General features: G+C 56.8%; 21 protein-coding genes. 12 read left to right on the top strand and 9 right to left on the bottom strand.

Annotated elements, in window-relative coordinates; genetic code table 11:
- Positions 1–314: 314 nt before the first annotated feature.
- The gene (locus DMO26_RS35210; RefSeq protein ID WP_450088451.1) at positions 315–509 is read left to right on the top strand and encodes a ribosome modulation factor; all 195 of its coding nucleotides are present in this window, start codon (positions 315–317) and stop codon (positions 507–509) included.
- A gap of 166 nt (positions 510–675) precedes the next feature.
- Here the strand turns inward: DMO26_RS35210 and DMO26_RS34865 are convergent, their stop codons facing one another.
- Together DMO26_RS34865 and DMO26_RS32490 are read right to left on the bottom strand one after the other, a co-directional pair.
- Entirely contained in the window at positions 676–810 is a 135-nt protein-coding gene (locus tag DMO26_RS34865) for a hypothetical protein (RefSeq protein ID WP_264319387.1), read from the bottom strand.
- On the bottom strand, positions 800–1201 hold the full coding sequence (locus DMO26_RS32490) for an HNH endonuclease (protein ID WP_117196420.1): 402 nt from the start codon (positions 1199–1201) through the stop codon (positions 800–802). Before DMO26_RS32490 ends, DMO26_RS34865 begins: the two co-directional genes overlap by 11 nt.
- A 15-nt stretch (positions 1202–1216) precedes the next feature.
- Between DMO26_RS32490 and DMO26_RS32485 the strand changes: the two genes are divergently transcribed.
- Positions 1217–2113 carry a DnaB-like helicase C-terminal domain-containing protein gene (locus tag DMO26_RS32485; RefSeq protein ID WP_162895177.1) on the top strand — a complete coding sequence of 299 codons (897 nt, stop codon included), beginning with the start codon at positions 1217–1219 and terminating at the stop codon, positions 2111–2113.
- Between the two features lie 173 nt (positions 2114–2286).
- Here DMO26_RS32485 and DMO26_RS34860 read toward each other — a convergent pair whose 3' ends face one another.
- Positions 2287–2427 carry an HNH endonuclease gene (locus DMO26_RS34860; protein WP_264319386.1) on the bottom strand — a complete coding sequence of 47 codons (141 nt, stop codon included), beginning with the start codon at positions 2425–2427 and terminating at the stop codon, positions 2287–2289.
- A 185-nt stretch (positions 2428–2612) separates the two neighbouring features.
- Between DMO26_RS34860 and DMO26_RS32475 the strand changes: the two genes are divergently transcribed.
- Entirely contained in the window at positions 2613–3548 is a 936-nt protein-coding gene (locus DMO26_RS32475) for an IS5 family transposase (RefSeq protein WP_117196415.1), read from the top strand.
- Between the two features lie 102 nt (positions 3549–3650).
- Here the strand turns inward: DMO26_RS32475 and DMO26_RS32470 are convergent, their stop codons facing one another.
- Complete coding sequence (locus tag DMO26_RS32470) at positions 3651–4268, bottom strand: hypothetical protein (protein WP_117196414.1); 618 nt, start codon at positions 4266–4268, stop codon at positions 3651–3653.
- A gap of 71 nt (positions 4269–4339) precedes the next feature.
- Here DMO26_RS32470 and DMO26_RS32465 point away from each other — a divergent pair, with 71 nt between their 5' ends.
- Positions 4340–4621 (top strand): RNA-binding protein, encoded by a 282-nt coding sequence (locus DMO26_RS32465; protein WP_117196413.1) that lies wholly within the window; start codon positions 4340–4342, stop codon positions 4619–4621.
- 20 nt (positions 4622–4641) lie between these two features.
- Here the strand turns inward: DMO26_RS32465 and DMO26_RS32460 are convergent, their stop codons facing one another.
- The gene (locus tag DMO26_RS32460; RefSeq protein ID WP_117196412.1) at positions 4642–5442 is read right to left on the bottom strand and encodes a hypothetical protein; all 801 of its coding nucleotides are present in this window, start codon (positions 5440–5442) and stop codon (positions 4642–4644) included.
- A gap of 77 nt (positions 5443–5519) precedes the next feature.
- On the opposite strand from DMO26_RS32460, the gene DMO26_RS32455 reads away from it, so the two are divergent.
- The 4 genes from DMO26_RS32455 (at position 5520) to DMO26_RS32430 (ending at position 8973) form a co-directional block, all read left to right on the top strand.
- Entirely contained in the window at positions 5520–5972 is a 453-nt protein-coding gene (locus DMO26_RS32455) for a hypothetical protein (RefSeq protein WP_117196411.1), read from the top strand.
- A complete protein-coding gene (locus tag DMO26_RS32450; RefSeq protein ID WP_117196410.1) occupies positions 5969–6403 on the top strand; it encodes a hypothetical protein in 435 nt (144 codons plus the stop codon). Before DMO26_RS32455 ends, DMO26_RS32450 begins: the two co-directional genes overlap by 4 nt.
- A 1463-nt stretch (positions 6404–7866) precedes the next feature.
- Positions 7867–8412, top strand: coding sequence for a hypothetical protein (locus tag DMO26_RS32435; protein WP_117196407.1), 546 nt, complete (start codon positions 7867–7869; stop codon positions 8410–8412).
- Between the two features lie 261 nt (positions 8413–8673).
- Positions 8674–8973: a hypothetical protein gene (locus DMO26_RS32430; protein ID WP_162895176.1), complete on the top strand. Its 300-nt coding sequence runs from the start codon at positions 8674–8676 to the stop codon at positions 8971–8973.
- A 645-nt stretch (positions 8974–9618) separates the two neighbouring features.
- Here the strand turns inward: DMO26_RS32430 and DMO26_RS32425 are convergent.
- Together DMO26_RS32425 and DMO26_RS32420 are read right to left on the bottom strand one after the other, a co-directional pair.
- Positions 9619–10347 (bottom strand): phosphatidylserine/phosphatidylglycerophosphate/cardiolipin synthase family protein, encoded by a 729-nt coding sequence (locus DMO26_RS32425; protein ID WP_117196405.1) that lies wholly within the window; start codon positions 10345–10347, stop codon positions 9619–9621.
- Positions 10348–10729: 382 nt separating this feature from the next.
- A complete protein-coding gene (locus tag DMO26_RS32420) occupies positions 10730–10936 on the bottom strand; it encodes a hypothetical protein (protein WP_117196404.1) in 207 nt (68 codons plus the stop codon).
- A 593-nt stretch (positions 10937–11529) separates the two neighbouring features.
- On the opposite strand from DMO26_RS32420, the gene DMO26_RS32410 reads away from it, so the two are divergent.
- From DMO26_RS32410 to DMO26_RS32400, 4 genes are all read left to right on the top strand, one after another.
- Positions 11530–11904, top strand: a complete 375-nt coding sequence (locus DMO26_RS32410; protein WP_117196403.1) for a hypothetical protein — start codon at positions 11530–11532, stop codon at positions 11902–11904.
- Between the two features lie 306 nt (positions 11905–12210).
- Positions 12211–12936 carry a hypothetical protein gene (locus DMO26_RS34645; protein ID WP_226951502.1) on the top strand — a complete coding sequence of 242 codons (726 nt, stop codon included), beginning with the start codon at positions 12211–12213 and terminating at the stop codon, positions 12934–12936.
- Positions 12846–13334 (top strand): phage terminase large subunit, encoded by a 489-nt coding sequence (gene terL, locus DMO26_RS34640; protein WP_226951500.1) that lies wholly within the window; start codon positions 12846–12848, stop codon positions 13332–13334. Before DMO26_RS34645 ends, terL begins: the two co-directional genes overlap by 91 nt.
- Before the next feature lie 108 nt (positions 13335–13442).
- Positions 13443–13943: a hypothetical protein gene (locus DMO26_RS32400; RefSeq protein ID WP_117196402.1), complete on the top strand. Its 501-nt coding sequence runs from the start codon at positions 13443–13445 to the stop codon at positions 13941–13943.
- 228 nt (positions 13944–14171) lie between these two features.
- Here the strand turns inward: DMO26_RS32400 and DMO26_RS32395 are convergent, their stop codons facing one another.
- Positions 14172–14453, bottom strand: a complete 282-nt coding sequence (locus DMO26_RS32395) for a hypothetical protein (RefSeq protein WP_117196401.1) — start codon at positions 14451–14453, stop codon at positions 14172–14174.
- Positions 14454–15226: 773 nt separating this feature from the next.
- Entirely contained in the window at positions 15227–15424 is a 198-nt protein-coding gene (locus tag DMO26_RS35135; protein ID WP_404947106.1) for an Rmf/CrpP family protein, read from the bottom strand.
- Positions 15425–15769 lie beyond the last annotated feature (345 nt).

The following is a 15769-nucleotide window of genomic DNA, read 5'->3' as shown; positions in this document are numbered from 1 at the left end:
GACCCAGGAGGTAATGTTCAGTGCCGAAAACTGGCCGGTCTTTGATCGGAACGGTGGCCGGCTTCAAATCGGAATGGTGGCCGGTCTTTGATCGGAATGGCGGCCGGCTTCACGTCGGAATCCGCACTCATTTTGCAGGGATTCCCGTACTACAGGATTGGTGCGACCTATCCTCGAGACATGAACGCAGCCCGACTTTTTGTTAAAGAGCACGCTGATAAGGCTGTTGATATTTCTCACCGCTCCGTCTCCGCGCAGTTGTCACGAACCAATCCAGTTTGAGCCGTTGCGCCCCGGCGTTTTCGTTTCAGGGGATGGTTTGGAACGCCTGCAGCCTTCTCTCGTTCTGGTGCATGGTTTTGAGCGACGAGCAGCGAAAGAAGATATTCAAAGAAGGCCGGCAGGCAGCGATGCTCGGACGAAGCAGGCGAGTTTGCCCCTATCTCAGCGACGAAACACCGGAGCGCACCTATATCTGGATGGCTGGATTCGACGCCTACTGGACTTAGCACATTCGATCGAGGGGATGGAGTGGTGACGGTGTGGGATTTGAACCCAGCCGACGCTTCCGGTTGGCATTGGAACGGGCCACATTCCGGCGCCTGCCCTATAGGATTTCCCGCTCTCCTATACGCTCCGTCACCGAGGAGAGGTTCCTCGTAAATGGCTACTCTGTCAACCAAGTCTGGTCCCCTCAGATGGGTCGAAGGTGCCGGGGCGCGACGGAAAACGTTGGACCATGATGTCGAACACGTCCTGAGCGGTGCGTTTTTCGATTCCGACGATCGGCCGGGTGAGACTACCGCTCATGTCTGCCTCCAACGATTTCACCAGTGTGGCGATCGATAACCGTGCCGTCGAACTGGCGCTTCAGGTGCGGGTGGGAGAGAGATGATTTCGGTTTGGCGATGCCGAGGTGCTTCTTCTTCACGCGAGCAATCTTGGACTTGACGCTCATCTCAACGGCAGTCTTCTTCCGGTGAGCGGATCGGAGCGCCGGGAAGAGGTTCGTCTCCCGGTGCTCGCCTCCGAGGATCAAGGAAACCTTGTGATCGAAGTCGAATTCGTCCCGCAGCGGGTCAATCTTGGCGCCTGTCAGGTGGCAGGTGAAGTTCTCCCGCTCCAGGATCCTGACCTTCACCCGGTCCGGGACTTTCTGGTCGTCATGCTTGGCAACCCATTCGGGGACGGAACGGCTCATCGCTCACTCCATCATTTGGCGCTTGCAGGGGCCGTCGCACCAGAAACGGATACCCTCCTGACACTGGCGGATGAGATCGAGCACATCGAGCAGCGGCTGAAGGAACTGAAAAGCCGCTTCCGCGATACTACGTCGATCGCATCTCCCGGAGCGTCCGACCTCTCCATGTTCGAGGCGTCGGCCCGGCGCGATGGCGTTATCGGCGTGCCGATCGCTCTTCAGGAAATAGCCAAGGTTCTTTCCGAGCCGGTGTTCGAGGCCGGTAACCTCTATGGCCTCCTTTCCTCATCAGGGGAGGGCAAATCCAGCCTCACAATGCAGCTCATCTACCACGCGGTGAAGGAAGGCCATCCGGTCCTGTTCCTCTCTTACGATCTGTCGGCGGCCCAATGCGTCCGCCAGATGATCGCCCAGGTTCACGAGATCAGCGTTCGCCAGCAGCGAGAGCCGATGAAGCTCATGAGCCAGACCGAGCAGGACCAGTGCGTCATGTTCGCCACATGGGTCAACCAGCAGCCCTTCGACATCATCCGCTGCCAGCGCGAGGGCGTTGACCGGCTGGTGACTTATGCCCGTCGGTTCATCAAGAAGCGAGCCAACGGCAAAACGTCGTTCATCGTCATCGATCACATCGGCAAGGTGAAGCCGCGCGATCCGAAGCTTTCGGCAGACCGCATCTCGGGCGAGGTGACAGTCGAGCTGAAGGCGCTCGCCGACGAGACGCAGGCTTCGGTGCTGATCCTGAACCAGCGCAACAGTTTCGGCACCCGACGCGACAATCCACGTCCGATCGCCGCCGACCTTTACGGCGGGGAGGGTGCCAAGGCGGACTATGACGCCATCCTCTACCTCTACCGCGCGGAGAAATACAAAGCCGAGCGCGTGGCGACGGCCGCCACCGGCTCCGACTGAAAGAAGATCAATTCCGTCTTTGTCGGGGACCTTGAGGGCATCGCCGAGGTCGGCAGCGTGAAATGCTGGTTCGGCGATCCGACGCTCAAGGAGACGCTGCAGTTCGAGGCCGAATACACCCGCTACCGTTCCATGAAGCCCGCCAGGGTACAGCAGGAGATGTTCTGATGCTGCTATTCGAGCTCGATGGTTTTCATCCGCTCTATAAGCTCAGCCTTGAACGCGGCTCGGTTGGCGCCGTGGTGTGCTCGACGGTGGCAATTCGGGCAAAGCGCGATAATCGACTTTGGATCGTCTGGACCTCCATCACTCAAACGCTCGATATGGTGCGGCTCAAGGTATGGCTCGCCATCGTCTCTGAGGAATGGCGCCGGCTTCTTCTCATACTCGCAGACACCCTTGGCACGGGCCAGGACGTAATGAGACCTGTGCGCGGATAACTGTAGACGTATGGAATCATTGATGATTCAATGTTCTTGTCGGATGATGGAGGTTTGCAATGAGCCGTCGTCGTATTGGTCAGGAAGCGTTCGGGTTTGCGCAGGATAGCAAGAGCGGTTCGACGCTAGATGGGCTTTCGAGAGTGATCGATTGGGCGCCGACTGATCGGCGTCTTGCGACGATTTCAAGTGCGGCCAAGGGGGAACCCGCCTGGCCGCCGCTTGCCTTGTTCAAGGCGACACTACTTGCGGTCTGGTACGACCTTTCAGACGTGAAGCTGGCTGAAGCGCCCGATGACCGAAGTTCATTTCGGCGGTTCTGCGGGTTCTCCAGATCAGAGCCGACGCCGGAGCGCACGGCCTTTGTGCGATTTCGAAAGGCGCTGGTCGCCGCGGGCCTCGATAAGGCTCTGTTTGACGAGATCACGGCGCAATTGAAAGCCAAGGCGATCAAGGTGAAGACCGGGACATTGGTGGACGCGACCATTATTGCCTCAGCCAGTGAAGGCGACACTGACGGTCATTGGGTCAAACACCGCGGGAAAACGGCGGTTCACGGATACAAGGCGCATGTTGGCGCCGATGCAGATACGGCTCTTGTCGAAGAAATCGCGGTGACGCCGGCCAATATCAATGATGGACGGGCCGGCCCTGATGCGCTTCCCGACAATCCTGGTGACGTCTATGCCGATAGCGCCTATCGCGGCGATCATTTCGGCAGAGCGGTGCTTGCCAAAGGTGGAACACCGCGCATCGTCGCCACCGGAATGTGGGGTCGGGATGAGGCGGAAGTGCGGGCGCGCCTTGAAGCTCACAACCAGCCGATCCGCCGCATCCGGGGGCGGATCGAAAAGATATTCGGAACGTGGAAACGATCCTATGGATTGCGCCGGATGCGATGGAGAGGCATGGCAAAGGCTGGCCTGCAAATTCGTCTCACAGCCATCGCCTACAACCTGAAGCGATGCCTCAACATCGTGATGGTCGCCCAATGAAGGGGAAGAATGGACGGCAAATGAACGAGGATTGAGGGCGACACGAAAGTCGCCCGTACTCGACAGGCCGAAAACCCCTAGTTATCAAAAACTCCAATTAATTCAACAGGAAGGGTTTATCCGCGCACAGGTCTCATAAGCTCGAACAATTCGACTACGCTCATAGACGGTTCCAACCCGAGGTTTTCCGGGGACGGATGGCTTGGAGGCGGCTTTAGCGAGCTTTCGAAGCTCGTCGAGGGAAAGCTCCGAGAGGCGTTGCTTAACTTCGTCGCCTTCAGGGCCGTCGTCGACCGTTTCATTGATCTTGTCGAGAGGGATCAGCTTGAAGACGATGGCCTGTCGGATGTTCTTCTTCGCGTCCGGCGAATCTCGCCATTCAAACCCGTCACAGATGTACTCTCCGAGAAATCGGAGGCGCTTTCTTTTTTCGTCGCGGAAAAGCAGGAGGCTTTTGCCCCTCTGGCTATGTTCGAGAAGCCCCTTGTTGCGATCCTTCAGTTTCATGGGCCCGAACCTGCCGGCTCCGAAATATTCGAAAGTTTTGTCGGGAAGCTCTTGATCGTCGTAGCCGTGACCGAGGCCTTTTTCCCCGGTGATCGCAATGACCACCGCGGCATCCGCAGGAGTGATTATCCCGCCCTGGGTTTGTCCTCCAAACACCTTATGAATATCGTTCCTACGGTTGTAAGTTTGCCCGCGCTCAAAACCCCAAGTCATCAGAAAACTCCCCGATTAACAGGTCTGTCAGTGCCTGCCACAGGTTGCATTGTAGTAAAGGAGGTCGGTTAATGAACGAGTTCGCTGGCTATGCACATCCGATCCGCGGCGGCTGGTGGGCCATGACCCGCTTTGCTCGGGATTCAAAACCCAAGCCTATCCTGGGAGATGGTGGGGCTCCGATCGTATTCCAGGACGAGCTATCGGCCACAAAGGCTGTGCTCACCCACACGCTGGCCTATTTCAACGGGAACTTGGTTTGCTCGGGCGAGATCGCCGGAACCAGCATCCGCGACGTCAAGCGCGCTGCGGCGGAGAAGCACTTCAAGCCGCGCGAGGAGAGGGCGGCATGAGGGAGCTCAAGCTTGAGGAACTACTTAGACGTCCGCCTAGCGATCGCCCTGTTCGCTTTGATAAAATTCGGAAGGAAATCAATCAATGCGAGCGAGGTTTTCAGCGGGACCGCCTGGCCTGTTTCATCGAACCAACAGTGAAAAAGAACGTCGATCAGGGTGTTCTCATTCTTACTATTGAACACATCGGTGAAATCTTCCCCGCTCGGCTTAAAGTACACCTCAATATCTATGTAGAAGGGCGAGCCCGCACGGTTAAGCCAACCATCTATTGCGCATGCATATTCGAGCCGATCATGCTCGGCGCCTCCCCTGAAATCGACGCCGATGGATTTGCGTCTGACACCGCGGTGCGGTTCAAAATTTGTCGGTCCTTCGAAATAGCGAATTCCAGCAGGCCTCCAAGGAAAATTCGATCCGTCACCAAACGAGATTTTCCTGAGGGTGAGAGTGCGCCGATTCCAATTTATAATCCGAAAGACCGCGCGCCTGCAGTTCATGGAATAAGTGTAGACTTCGACCGAGGGATTTCCGTCGCCAAGAATGAATGCTGTTTGCTTCCTTTGTTCGTTGAGCTGGTGATAGACGAAGTAAGCGCCAATAGCCGCGGCTCCAAATCCCACCCATCCGCTCAAGGCGGAAATCCATTCCCTAAAGCAATGCTCCTCAGGTTGAGCCCAAGGCAGCCAAGCCGGTTCAGACGCTGTGCAAAGGTCGTCGAATTGGCTGTTCCAGACCGCGAGAATGAAAAGCAGTCCGAGCGTGCCATAGGCAAACCACCAGCCGAGCCAATAGCCGCGGTCTTTGTCGTCCTGATCCATTCGTTAAAGTCCACCCGTTACCCGCTTTGGAGCGTAGGTGAGTCGGCCGAGCCCTTGCAACCTTGTCGGATGGCGGCATGACCGGAAGGATCAATCACCGCTGCGACATCCACAAGTTAGCCCGCCAATGCGGCGTGAAGCTGTTCGACGGCGCCAAGCATAGCCCGACCAGCCGCCGGCCGCACGAGTGCTTCTGCAAGCCGACGGTGCGCGAGATCGGCCAGTCGCACGGCGAGGCCCACCTGAAGCTCGTGTTCATGCTGATGACCGGTACGCGGGTGAATGCGCTCGAACTCTACGCCGACATGATGAAGGCCGTCTCTGCCATCCTCATTGAGAACCCGGATCTGGTGAAGTCGCCGAGCCTCACCAGGGACTTCGACGCGATCGATCTCGGCAGCCTGAGGCGCAAGGTAAAGGCCATGCGGATGCCAGTGGAGAATTGGAAGGCGCTGTACGTGCTGATTTCGGTGCGCTTCTACAAGCCCATCCAAGGCGATCTTTTGGACATGATAGGAGAAGCCGCATGAACGTCGCCGTGTTTCAGGACTGGACTTACGAGCAGGTGAGGGCGCGGATCATCGAGGCGGCTGAAACCTTGGTGGCCTCCCCGGCGGCGCTCGGCCCGCGCATGAAGCAAGGTGCCTTCAGCGAAATGGTGGCCGCGGTCATCGCAACGGAATACGACCGGGCGCCGTCCTACCGCCGTGTCATCTCTGCCGCTGCGCTGAGCCGGATGGAGGAAACGTGGACCTGGATCAACGGCTACCTCGGCGAGGCAGACCGCAAGCTCGTCTATGACTACGGGTTCATCAAGAGCCGGAAAGGGATGTTTCTGGAGCAGTATCTATCAAGAAATGAGATGGTTCGCAAAACCTTCGAAAGAAAATTAATGGGTGCTGTCAAGCAATTGCATCAGCCCTTAACCGTAAGCCGTTGGTTCGGCTGGACATTCCTCTAGACGAGGTGTCGCAAAATCACGTAGAAGAACAGCCATCAACGGTATCGTCCGAGAAATACGCGATGCACTGGATCGCACCGGACGGCAAGCCGCAGATCGACCCTGATCTTCCTTCGGAAAGAACACTCGACCACCGGGAAATCCGGGCGCGGCATAGCGAACGGAATGGAAGCCTTGGTGTGCCTCGGGCGCGGTGACTTCCGGCGTCTAGCTTAGGCTTCGCATCTTTCGACTTAAAAGTGCCTTCAGCTCGCTATCGCTGATCGGCTCCGGGATCCGCCCGCTATGAACGAAAACCTCGATCGCATGCAGCTCGGATATGTTTTCTTCGCAGTAGGCAATAGCTTTGTCCAAGGAAGCAAACGTCCTGTTGGGTACAATTTCTGACCAACAGTGCACGGTGGCAGCGGCGCTCGCTAAGGCTCGGCTCTCGTTCGGCATGTCTAGCTCTCCCAGGCGTCTCAATCCGACGAAGATGTCTGTCACAATTAGCATATGACAAGAATAGCTGCCTCTTTTAGCTGAGCGCCTGGTTTAGGAAATGAGAAGCTGATGGGAAGACTTTTAACTTATACTCTTGAGCCGAGGGACACGATAGGAGCGGCGAGAGGCGCGAATGAAGTACCATCGTGAGGCGGCGCAAGTCGTGAAGATCCGGAATCGGTCGCGCCTTCTTGACCACCACAGAGGGCAAACAGGCTCCCGTAGCGGCAACCGGATAGAGCATCCGCAGCCCGACGAGGGACGGGAGGTGTAGCTTCAAATCCTTCCGGGGGGCTGCCTCGTCAGACGCTTGGCGAATACCACATGGCTATCGCAATCAAGGCTGCGAGGGCGACGTTCAGACCAATGTATAAAAGCCAGTCGTGACGATTGTGGCTGTGGCGCAGGCGGTTCATGTTCAACATCCTCCTAGATGAAGAACATCCAATCGGTCTACCGGTTCCCGGTCACGCGACCGATAAACGCACGGACTAGACAATCCATGAGTTGTGTGGTTCTTGTCGAGAATCAACCTCGGGAGGTTCAGAATGGTCTGGGTACTACTTATCGTCGTAACGTTCATAACGCCTGGCGCGAACACGCAGTCGACGATCTCGATGACGAGCGCCGAATATTTTAGCGAAAGCGCTTGTAACGCCGGAGCTCAAAAACTCATTGATGCGATGGCGCCAAATCCGGCTTACACCGTGTCGTACGGCTGCAGCCCGAAGCTAATGCTTCCGTAGCTTTCCCGCCCACAGGCGGAAAAGGAACCACAGACCCCGGCAGCTACGGCGGGGTTTTCTCGTCCAGGCCCACGGTTTCAGGCTTTGCGTTGGGGGGTACCGCAACGCCAATCCAGTGACATTCGCGACAATCATTTCGCGGTCTCTTAACGGTGTTCCGGTTCAAATCTTCAGCGGTAAGAATAGGTTTACCCGAGCCGACCAATTTGCCTCCAGAAATTCTCCGGGGGTAATATGTCTGCAATTGTTTTTGAATCAGGGCGCATAGTCGAGATCGGCGCTGGCTACGTTTACCGAAGCCTGCACCACTATTCGCACATTGTGCTTCAACGCGATGACAATAGCGTAGTCCGCCTTGAGCACGTCATTACGGATGATTTTTTGGTTCCCAGCCTCGCGGTGGGTAGGACTGGTACAATTGCATTCGTGAACCGCAAAGTTCACCTGTCGAAGGAGTTTAACAATCTCCCGATCAAGAACGCGATATTGGGATTCGCAGACGAACGGGGGTACGTAGCTCCGAGAGAGGCGCATCAGTCGATTCTGCCGAAAGTTTGCCTCGGTATCGCGGCACTTGGTTTACTGTTGTTCCTGTTCACTCGAAGCAGCTCATTTCCCTTTGCATGGGGTTTCATCAGCGTTGCCATGATAATCCCATTCGGCGCCATCGGGCTGACGCACCTGAACAATGGCAAGAACGCCAAGGCGCTACGCGACGAGGTAATCAAGCGTTTTGAGGTGCTGGGTTTCAAGTCTCAGGCATCGGTGGTTTATAGGTAGGCAGCAGTCATCGGCTCGATCGACTATCTTGATCCGAGCCGTCCACTCCACAAGCCCGTCGCCTCACCGCGGCGGGTTTTCGTTTTCCCTGATCTCTCTTTGGAAAGAGCACTCGACCCGCGGATAACCCGGGCAGTGGCATTGAGAAATGGGCGTAGCATTCCTCGTGCGACGCAACGCCATCAATAGGACGGGATCCAGTTGCAAGCTTGATACGTTAGATTAGCATTCTGTTCGAATACTTCGAAGGGGGATCCAACGGTGGTTTTTGTAGTACTTGGGGGCGGGATAATTTTATTTATTGTTATTGGATTTTTCATGATGGAGGCTTCTACCGGAGCTGGCCGGCGGATCGAGTCTTCTTCAAACAAGAATGTTAAGGGTATGGCGGACGCCGTCAGTATGATTCCGCTTATAGCTCTTATGGCAATCGTGTTTGGCGGAGTCATTGCTTTTATTTATGCCCTTGCCGGTGGCAAGCCAGGGATTAGCTTCTACGCTATCTCTGTAATTATAATATTTGCAATCATATTTGTGGGCATGGCCATGGAAAAGCGCTAGGGACAGCAAGACGAAACCAGGCTCAACGGTCACTATTCCGTCTTTGCTTCGGCGCCGTCGCTGCGGTTCAAGCCAGTGCTGCGATCCGATACTATCCAGAAGCATTTCCGGCTGTTCCGGTTCATGTGGGAACGGGGCACGCCCGGCGTCCCCGGTGGCGATTATTCGGCCAAGCTGGCGATCGGCCTGCGACCCGGTTCTTCGAGCGCGAGCGGGAATACGGCAAGGCCTTCCTCTTCACGATCCTCGGCCTGCGCATCCACTACAGCCGAAGTTACGGCGGCATCTACGGATGATACTCCCCCACACCCGAATAGGAGGCGCGGCCCACAGCGGCACGCCTCCGCATGATGTCTGGGGTTGCACCCTTCTTAGGGCAGAAACCGGATCATCACATGCCGTCCCAGGACAGTTTACGGAATCGTCAGATGTCCTTCAACAACCGGAGAATGTCCGCTTCGTCCCGATGAGGGAAGTGACCATGCAGAGCAGCAGCCATTGCCTCTAGATTTGCGTTGGTTGAGCGACTTTTCTCGGCTGCATCGGCAGCTCCTTCGATCTGTTCGACCAGACGTTTATCCTCTTCCAGCCCATCCTCCCAAGGTTAACCCGCGCCAGTGCTGAAGAATGCAAAAGCCAGGCACATTAGATCGGTGTGGCACTATTCCAGAATGCGTCGTACGCGGCAATCTTCAGCGGCACGGCGTCACCTTCTAGCCGAACGATAGACGCCGGCGATCGAGCGGCGAACGCGTTCAAAGACTGGGTTAGTGTGTAGACCTTGCTGCCATCAATAATGATGAGGCGATCATGAAGCGTTCGCGGAGCGGACAGCCTTGCTTCTATCGGCCTTTCTGATGTGTATTGCATCTGCCACCTGGTGAAGGCTGGTTTTAGGCTTGGTTTAACGGCACCGCTATCCGCCAATAATTCAATCTTGACAGCGGGGATCGCCAAAACGGCGAAGTCCGTAAGTGCCTTTTCATCCATGTAGGGATCAACGATCCTTGCCGAGACTTTGGCCTCTCCGAGAACCCGTCCCACGGCCGTCATTGCGTCAAAGGCATTGCCTGCACTGATAAATGCTCCGCGTGCAGAAGCGGGCGCCCTTAATTCGGCAATTGCTAGCGCACGGTGCATGGCGCCAATCAGCTTGTTGGCATACTCTGTGCGCGTGTAAGGACCGGAGGAGATAATCAGTTCCATGTTGAGCTGGACGGCTACCGCCTCCTGTGCCATCCCTGCTTCAGTTAGCAGAGCGTATGCCTTAGCCATCCAGACCGTCTCTTCCGTACGAAGACGATCGCTTTCATCGAAGTTCGGCGCGGCGGCTAATAGGTGTCCAATATTGATGTAGATCTCGTCGGGAGACATCGGCTTCGAGCCTTTTTCATTGCGAAGAATCAGGCCATCGGATCATGAACCCGGATGAGTCGGCAACGGCGAAAGCAGTATCCACAGCTATTCACAAAGCACGGCGGCGATCAGCCTAAGAAAGCGCAATGAATCAGGTGGAAGAGCTTGACGCTACTAATGACGATCCGTCTTGTTATGAGGAGAACTGTTTAGCTGCGGCTCCTACGAGCGTGCCGACGAGCTCGGCGACAAGTGTCGACTTGACCTCTCCTCCGGCGGATGAGGCAGCCTCTTTCAACTTCGCGCCGAGGGGGCGGTCCAGACCTGAGGGTTGCTCTCCGAGCACGGCAAAACCCTGATTGGTCAGGGAAACACCATAAAAGTTACCGCTGTCGCCAAGCTAATTGATCTTCAAGTAGCCGTTGTCGTTTAGCCACATGACCAGATCATCGAACATCTCTTTCGGCTCACTACGGGGTTGAAAGCCAGTGGCTACCGCAACGTCCATTGCGTTCAAGTCTTGGCGCCTAGGCCAACCGCTGAAAAGCTGCCCAAGAATATGTGCTGTCCAAGCGTTGCCAATGTCGCGGTCAGTGACCTCGCCCATCGCTTCCTCCCAAGGTTGACCCATGCCAGTCCTGAAAAACGCCCGGCATGAGAAGTTTGCATAAATCGAAGCGGGTCAAACCCTCTGGCGCCTATTGCAGTCTGCGGACGATATCCACTCTTTGGCATGTTCCTGTTGCTGGGACGACTTCAAGTTTTTCGCCTGCACGAAACACATCGCTCGGCACGCCAAGTTGCACGGCGGCGGCGCAATCGTAAGTTTTTCCTCTTTGGGCACGTGTGAATCGGATGCGTCCCATCGTGACGGTCCTGTATTCGGGCTCGGAAACGAGATCTCGTAACAGGTCACTACGCCCCCGGGAAACGCGCACTTGCTTCTCCCAGACCTCAGTGATCGTGGCGACTGCGTGTGGGAAGTTCCTTATTCTCCACGAGTAGAGACCATAAGCCAAAAGGGCGAAGAGGATTATGCTTCCATAGAGGGTGACTGGAAGCCAGATCCTTGTGGCGTTCAAGTCGGCTACCTCGGAATCTATCGGTTCTGACACGCCCAATGCCTTATGTTCCGGGGAGACCTCCCTACGCCCACCCCGACTTTGAAAAACAATCAAAGCTTGCATCAGGAAATCAAACATGTCGAGAGGCGGCACAAGGGAGGGTGCAGGACGCAAGAGAGGCGCGCCGAATAAAGCCACTCAGGAGCGCCAGCGGAAGGTGGCGGAGAGCGGCATCACGCCTCTCGATTACATGCTGCAGGTCATGCGAGACAGCAAAGCAGATTCGGGGCGCCGTGATGAGATGGCCAAGGCTGCTGCCCCATACGTCCACCCAAAGCTGGCAAGCATGCAGCATACTGGCCGGGGCGGCGGTCCCATTCAAACAGTAGACCTCACCCAGATGAGTGACGATGACCTCGCACGCCTCGAAGCTATCTTCGGTCCGCTTGCCGGTACCGCCGGCGATGATGATGAGGGCGATACGGGCGGAGAAGGCGAGGCGCGCGGCTGAGGTCGAACGCCGGCGGGTAGAGCAGAATGCGGAGATCATAAGGGCCGAGTGCCAGACCCTCGAAGGTTTCATCAAGGATTTCTGGCCGGTCCTGGAGCCCAAGCGGCCGCTGAAGTTCGGTTGGCTCTGCGGGCCATGTGCCGGCATCTCGAGGCGGTGTCCGAGGGGCGGATCCAGTTCCTTCTCATGACCGTCCCGCCGGGCATGATGAAGTCCCTGCTGATGGTGTTCTGGACGGCATGGGAATGGGGTCCGCTGGGCCGGCCCGATATCCAGGTCCTGGCGACATCGTATAGCCAGCCGAACGTGCTGCGCGACAATCTGAAGCTCAGTCGCCTCATTGAGAGCGACAAGTTCCAGACGCTGTGGCCTTTGAAGCTCCGTGACGACCAGAACGCAAAGGGGAAGTTCGAAAACACCGGCAACGGGTTCAGTGAGGCAAGACCGTTCAGTTCCATGACTGGTGGTCGTGGCGATCGGGTGAAGGTGGACGATCCGCATTCGACCGAGACGGCGGAAAGCGACACCGAACGGCAGACCGCGGTTCGCATATTCCGGGAAGGCATCTCCGACCGTCTGAACGATGTGACGACATCGGCGATCGTCATCATCATGCAGAGGCTTCATGAGCAGGATGTGGCCGGTGTGGCACTCCAGCTGGACATCGGCTTCGTTCATCTGAACCTGCCGATGGAGTTTGAGCCGGACAGGGTCTGTCGGACCTATGTCGACCACGAACTATTCTTCGAGGATCCGCGGACGGAAGAAGGGGAACTGCTTTTCCCCGAAAGGTTTCCAGCGGAAGAGATCGAACGCCTCAAGAAGGCCAAGGGCTCTTACGCTTACTCCGGTCAGTACCAGCAGCGGCCGGCACCTCGATCGGGCGGGGCATGTTCCAGCGGGGTGACTTCGAGATCGTCGATGCGGTCCCGGCCGACGCGATGCGCTGCAGGGCGTGGGACTTCGCTGCGACACAACCGAAACCCGGGAAGCAGCCGGACTGGACCGTCGGCCTGCGCATGGCAAAGGTAGGCGGGATCTTCTACGTCGAGGATGTGCGGCGCGATCGCTGGTCTCCTGGCGACGTCGAGAAGAACTTGAAGAACACCGCCAGCCAAGATGGGCTCGATGTTCGCATCAGGATGCCGGAAGATCCTGGCGCAGCCGGTAAATCGGACACGGCCACCAAGATCAAATTGCTCGCCGGCTATGACGTGCAGGCCATACGGCCCACCGGGGAAAAGACGGTGCGCGCGAAGCCAGCGTCTGCCCAGGCCGAGGCCGGGAACGTCAAGCTGGTCCGCGGCCCATGGAACGAGACGTTCCTTGATGAAATCTGCGCGTTTCCGAACGCGCAACATGACGACCAAGTGGATGCCTTCGCCGATGCTCTGAATGAGCTGGCGCTCGGCTCCACGTTTATCCTTTAGGTAGAACGTCTTGATAGCTCGAAGTGTGTCTGCTTGGGGGGCAGCCACGACAAGTGGAACGTTTCACATAAGCCGATGTTTGGGACATTCGGAAACCGGAGACCTAACATGCGTACTCTCGCTGCTGCCGCGATTTTTTGCGCTTCGCTTCCCGCTTTTTCCATGGCGTCGGAGGATGATTTCCTGAGATCGATCGAAGGACAATGGACCGGCGGCGGAGAAGTCCTACGGAAGCTAGGCGGTGAAAAGGTGAAGGTGACCTGCGACATGAAATCTGACGCGAACGCATCGAGCCTTTCGATGGACGGTTCATGTCGCGCACTTGTAGTCATTTCGAGGAGTTTCAAGGCGAACGTCACCGCGTCTGGTGCTTCCTATAGCGGCAATTATACCGGAATATCGGGCAAGCCTTCCAAGCTCATCGGGGCCCGGGCAGGGGATACAATCGATCTCGATGTTACTTGGGCAAATGAGATCTACGGAGACCGAAAAGCGCGGATGACGATCCAGAAGGTCGGGGCAAATGGCCTGCGCATCCGCACAATCGATCAAGATCCCTCATCTGGCAAGACGATTGTTACCACAGACCTAGATCTCCGCCGCGGCTGAGGTAAAAACCCCACCGGCAGGGCGGACCGGCGGGGCTCCATGTCGGGAGTAGAGCGCGGTCGCACTGCGTCCGATCTCCCGGAAAGGTTCTCGCCGCCTGGCAGTCCTTCGATGACGTGAGCCTTTCCGACCTCCGTGGGCAAGCCTAACCGCTGAAGGACGAAACCGTTCCGCGGCAATTGAGGGGACTACTTTGAAGACTGCCCTGGATCATTCACATCGATGCCGTTACCTCTGATTTGGTTGCTGCAGCCCGGGAAGAGCGTTCTGGTCCGACTGACGGGCCGGTCGGCTGATCTCTGACGCCTGTGGATCGGAAGCAATGATCGGCGCCGTCGGCGCCCTTGAAATGAAGATACCTAACAGGAGCGCGAATATCCCTACGACGACGGCGCCCGTGATAGGAATAATCGAGCGTTTCCCATCCTGCTTGATCGAACCGAAGATCAGTGCGAAGCCCAATAGGGCTGCCCCACCGGCGATGATAAAAAGCCATGCGTATTGTGCCATTGATGCGCTCCATTTGAGGCGGCTAACAATGGTGGATCTGGATAGTTTCAGGCATGGAGACGGGCGAGCCAGAGGGGTAGGAACGAAAAACCCCATCGCGGGGACATGCGGCAGGGCTCGGAGCGCAGCCGAAGGTCTCCCGCCAATTGGCGCGCGTCCTGTGGCTTCAACTCAGAGATGCAGCTAAGGTTCCTTGATGGCGCCGATGCGATTGTTCCGTAGAGAGGGCGATAGGTTGATAACGTACTGCAAGTGGCCGCACATGAAGCCGGCTTTGGTGGCGAAGCGGCGGTTCTGAAAGCCGCGTCCTTGAGGTAGATCGTCTTGATATTTTGACTTTGGCACCGGCTATTTGCAGGCGAATGCCAGCTCGTTCGTTCGGATCAAATATCTCGGCGGCCGGCTCCAAGAGATCCGTTAGGTTAGGCGCTTTTCCCATAACTACTAGGCCGCGACTAATTTGAGAGCCGTCTGCGCGGCCCGATATTGGCCTGATCGTACAAATGCCTCTGCGGCCTCTAGCGAGACAGCCTCCGGCGGGGGATGTTCAGACGCCAGAGCATCGGTCCCAACCGAGCCTCTCCCATATTTCTGCTTGGTGCCAACCGGAATTCATAAGGGGTGCGTCACACGAACATCACGCCAGCGTCACACGACCATGAAGGCCCGCACCGGTCCGCCAGAGCATGGGCCTTCTGCCAGACGAGTTACATGGCAACGCGAAAATAGCGTCAACCAGCGAAGCGTCAATATCTCTACCGCGAACGAAAGTTCTACCTCTTGCGGGTCCAAAATCCGCCCATCCATGTGTACATGCGCTCGGGCGCCTCGTCGGTGAGATACGGACAGGTGCGCATACTTCTGCCCAGCTCGGCCGCATCCTGGCCTTCCTTGAAGATCTTTTTCTCTGCTCGGCGGACAGGATCATGCCGCTGACATAGAGGCGGTGGCAGCTTTGCCAAGCCGATCACCTGAAAAACAAAAGGCAGGCCTTAATTGACTCTTACGATGTCCTCGAACGGAATAACAATGACCAATTCACCGATTTCCGTCATGACTTGAAGGTCTCATCGCCGTTGATGGTGTCACCGGCCGATCGTCTTTGACTTGAGCCCTGAAGTTCCTCCAAATTTCAGCACAGTTCGTCGTATCAGGAGACGGACGGAATGAAGCGTGCACGGTTTACGGAGTACCCATACGCCGGGAACCGCGGAACTGGGTCGCGTGCGCGGGTCATTGCTGATGTATGCTGCGGATAAGATTCAGGCGATGATCTGAGCAGAGGCTTTTTCGGCCTGGCGCAGCCTTTTCCACTC

Source organism: Rhizobium terrae, from assembly GCF_003425685.1.
Classification (GTDB): domain Bacteria; phylum Pseudomonadota; class Alphaproteobacteria; order Rhizobiales; family Rhizobiaceae; genus Neorhizobium; species Neorhizobium terrae.
The sequence above is the reverse complement of the archived record's forward strand: the minus strand, read 5'-3'. Positions and strand labels throughout refer to the sequence as shown.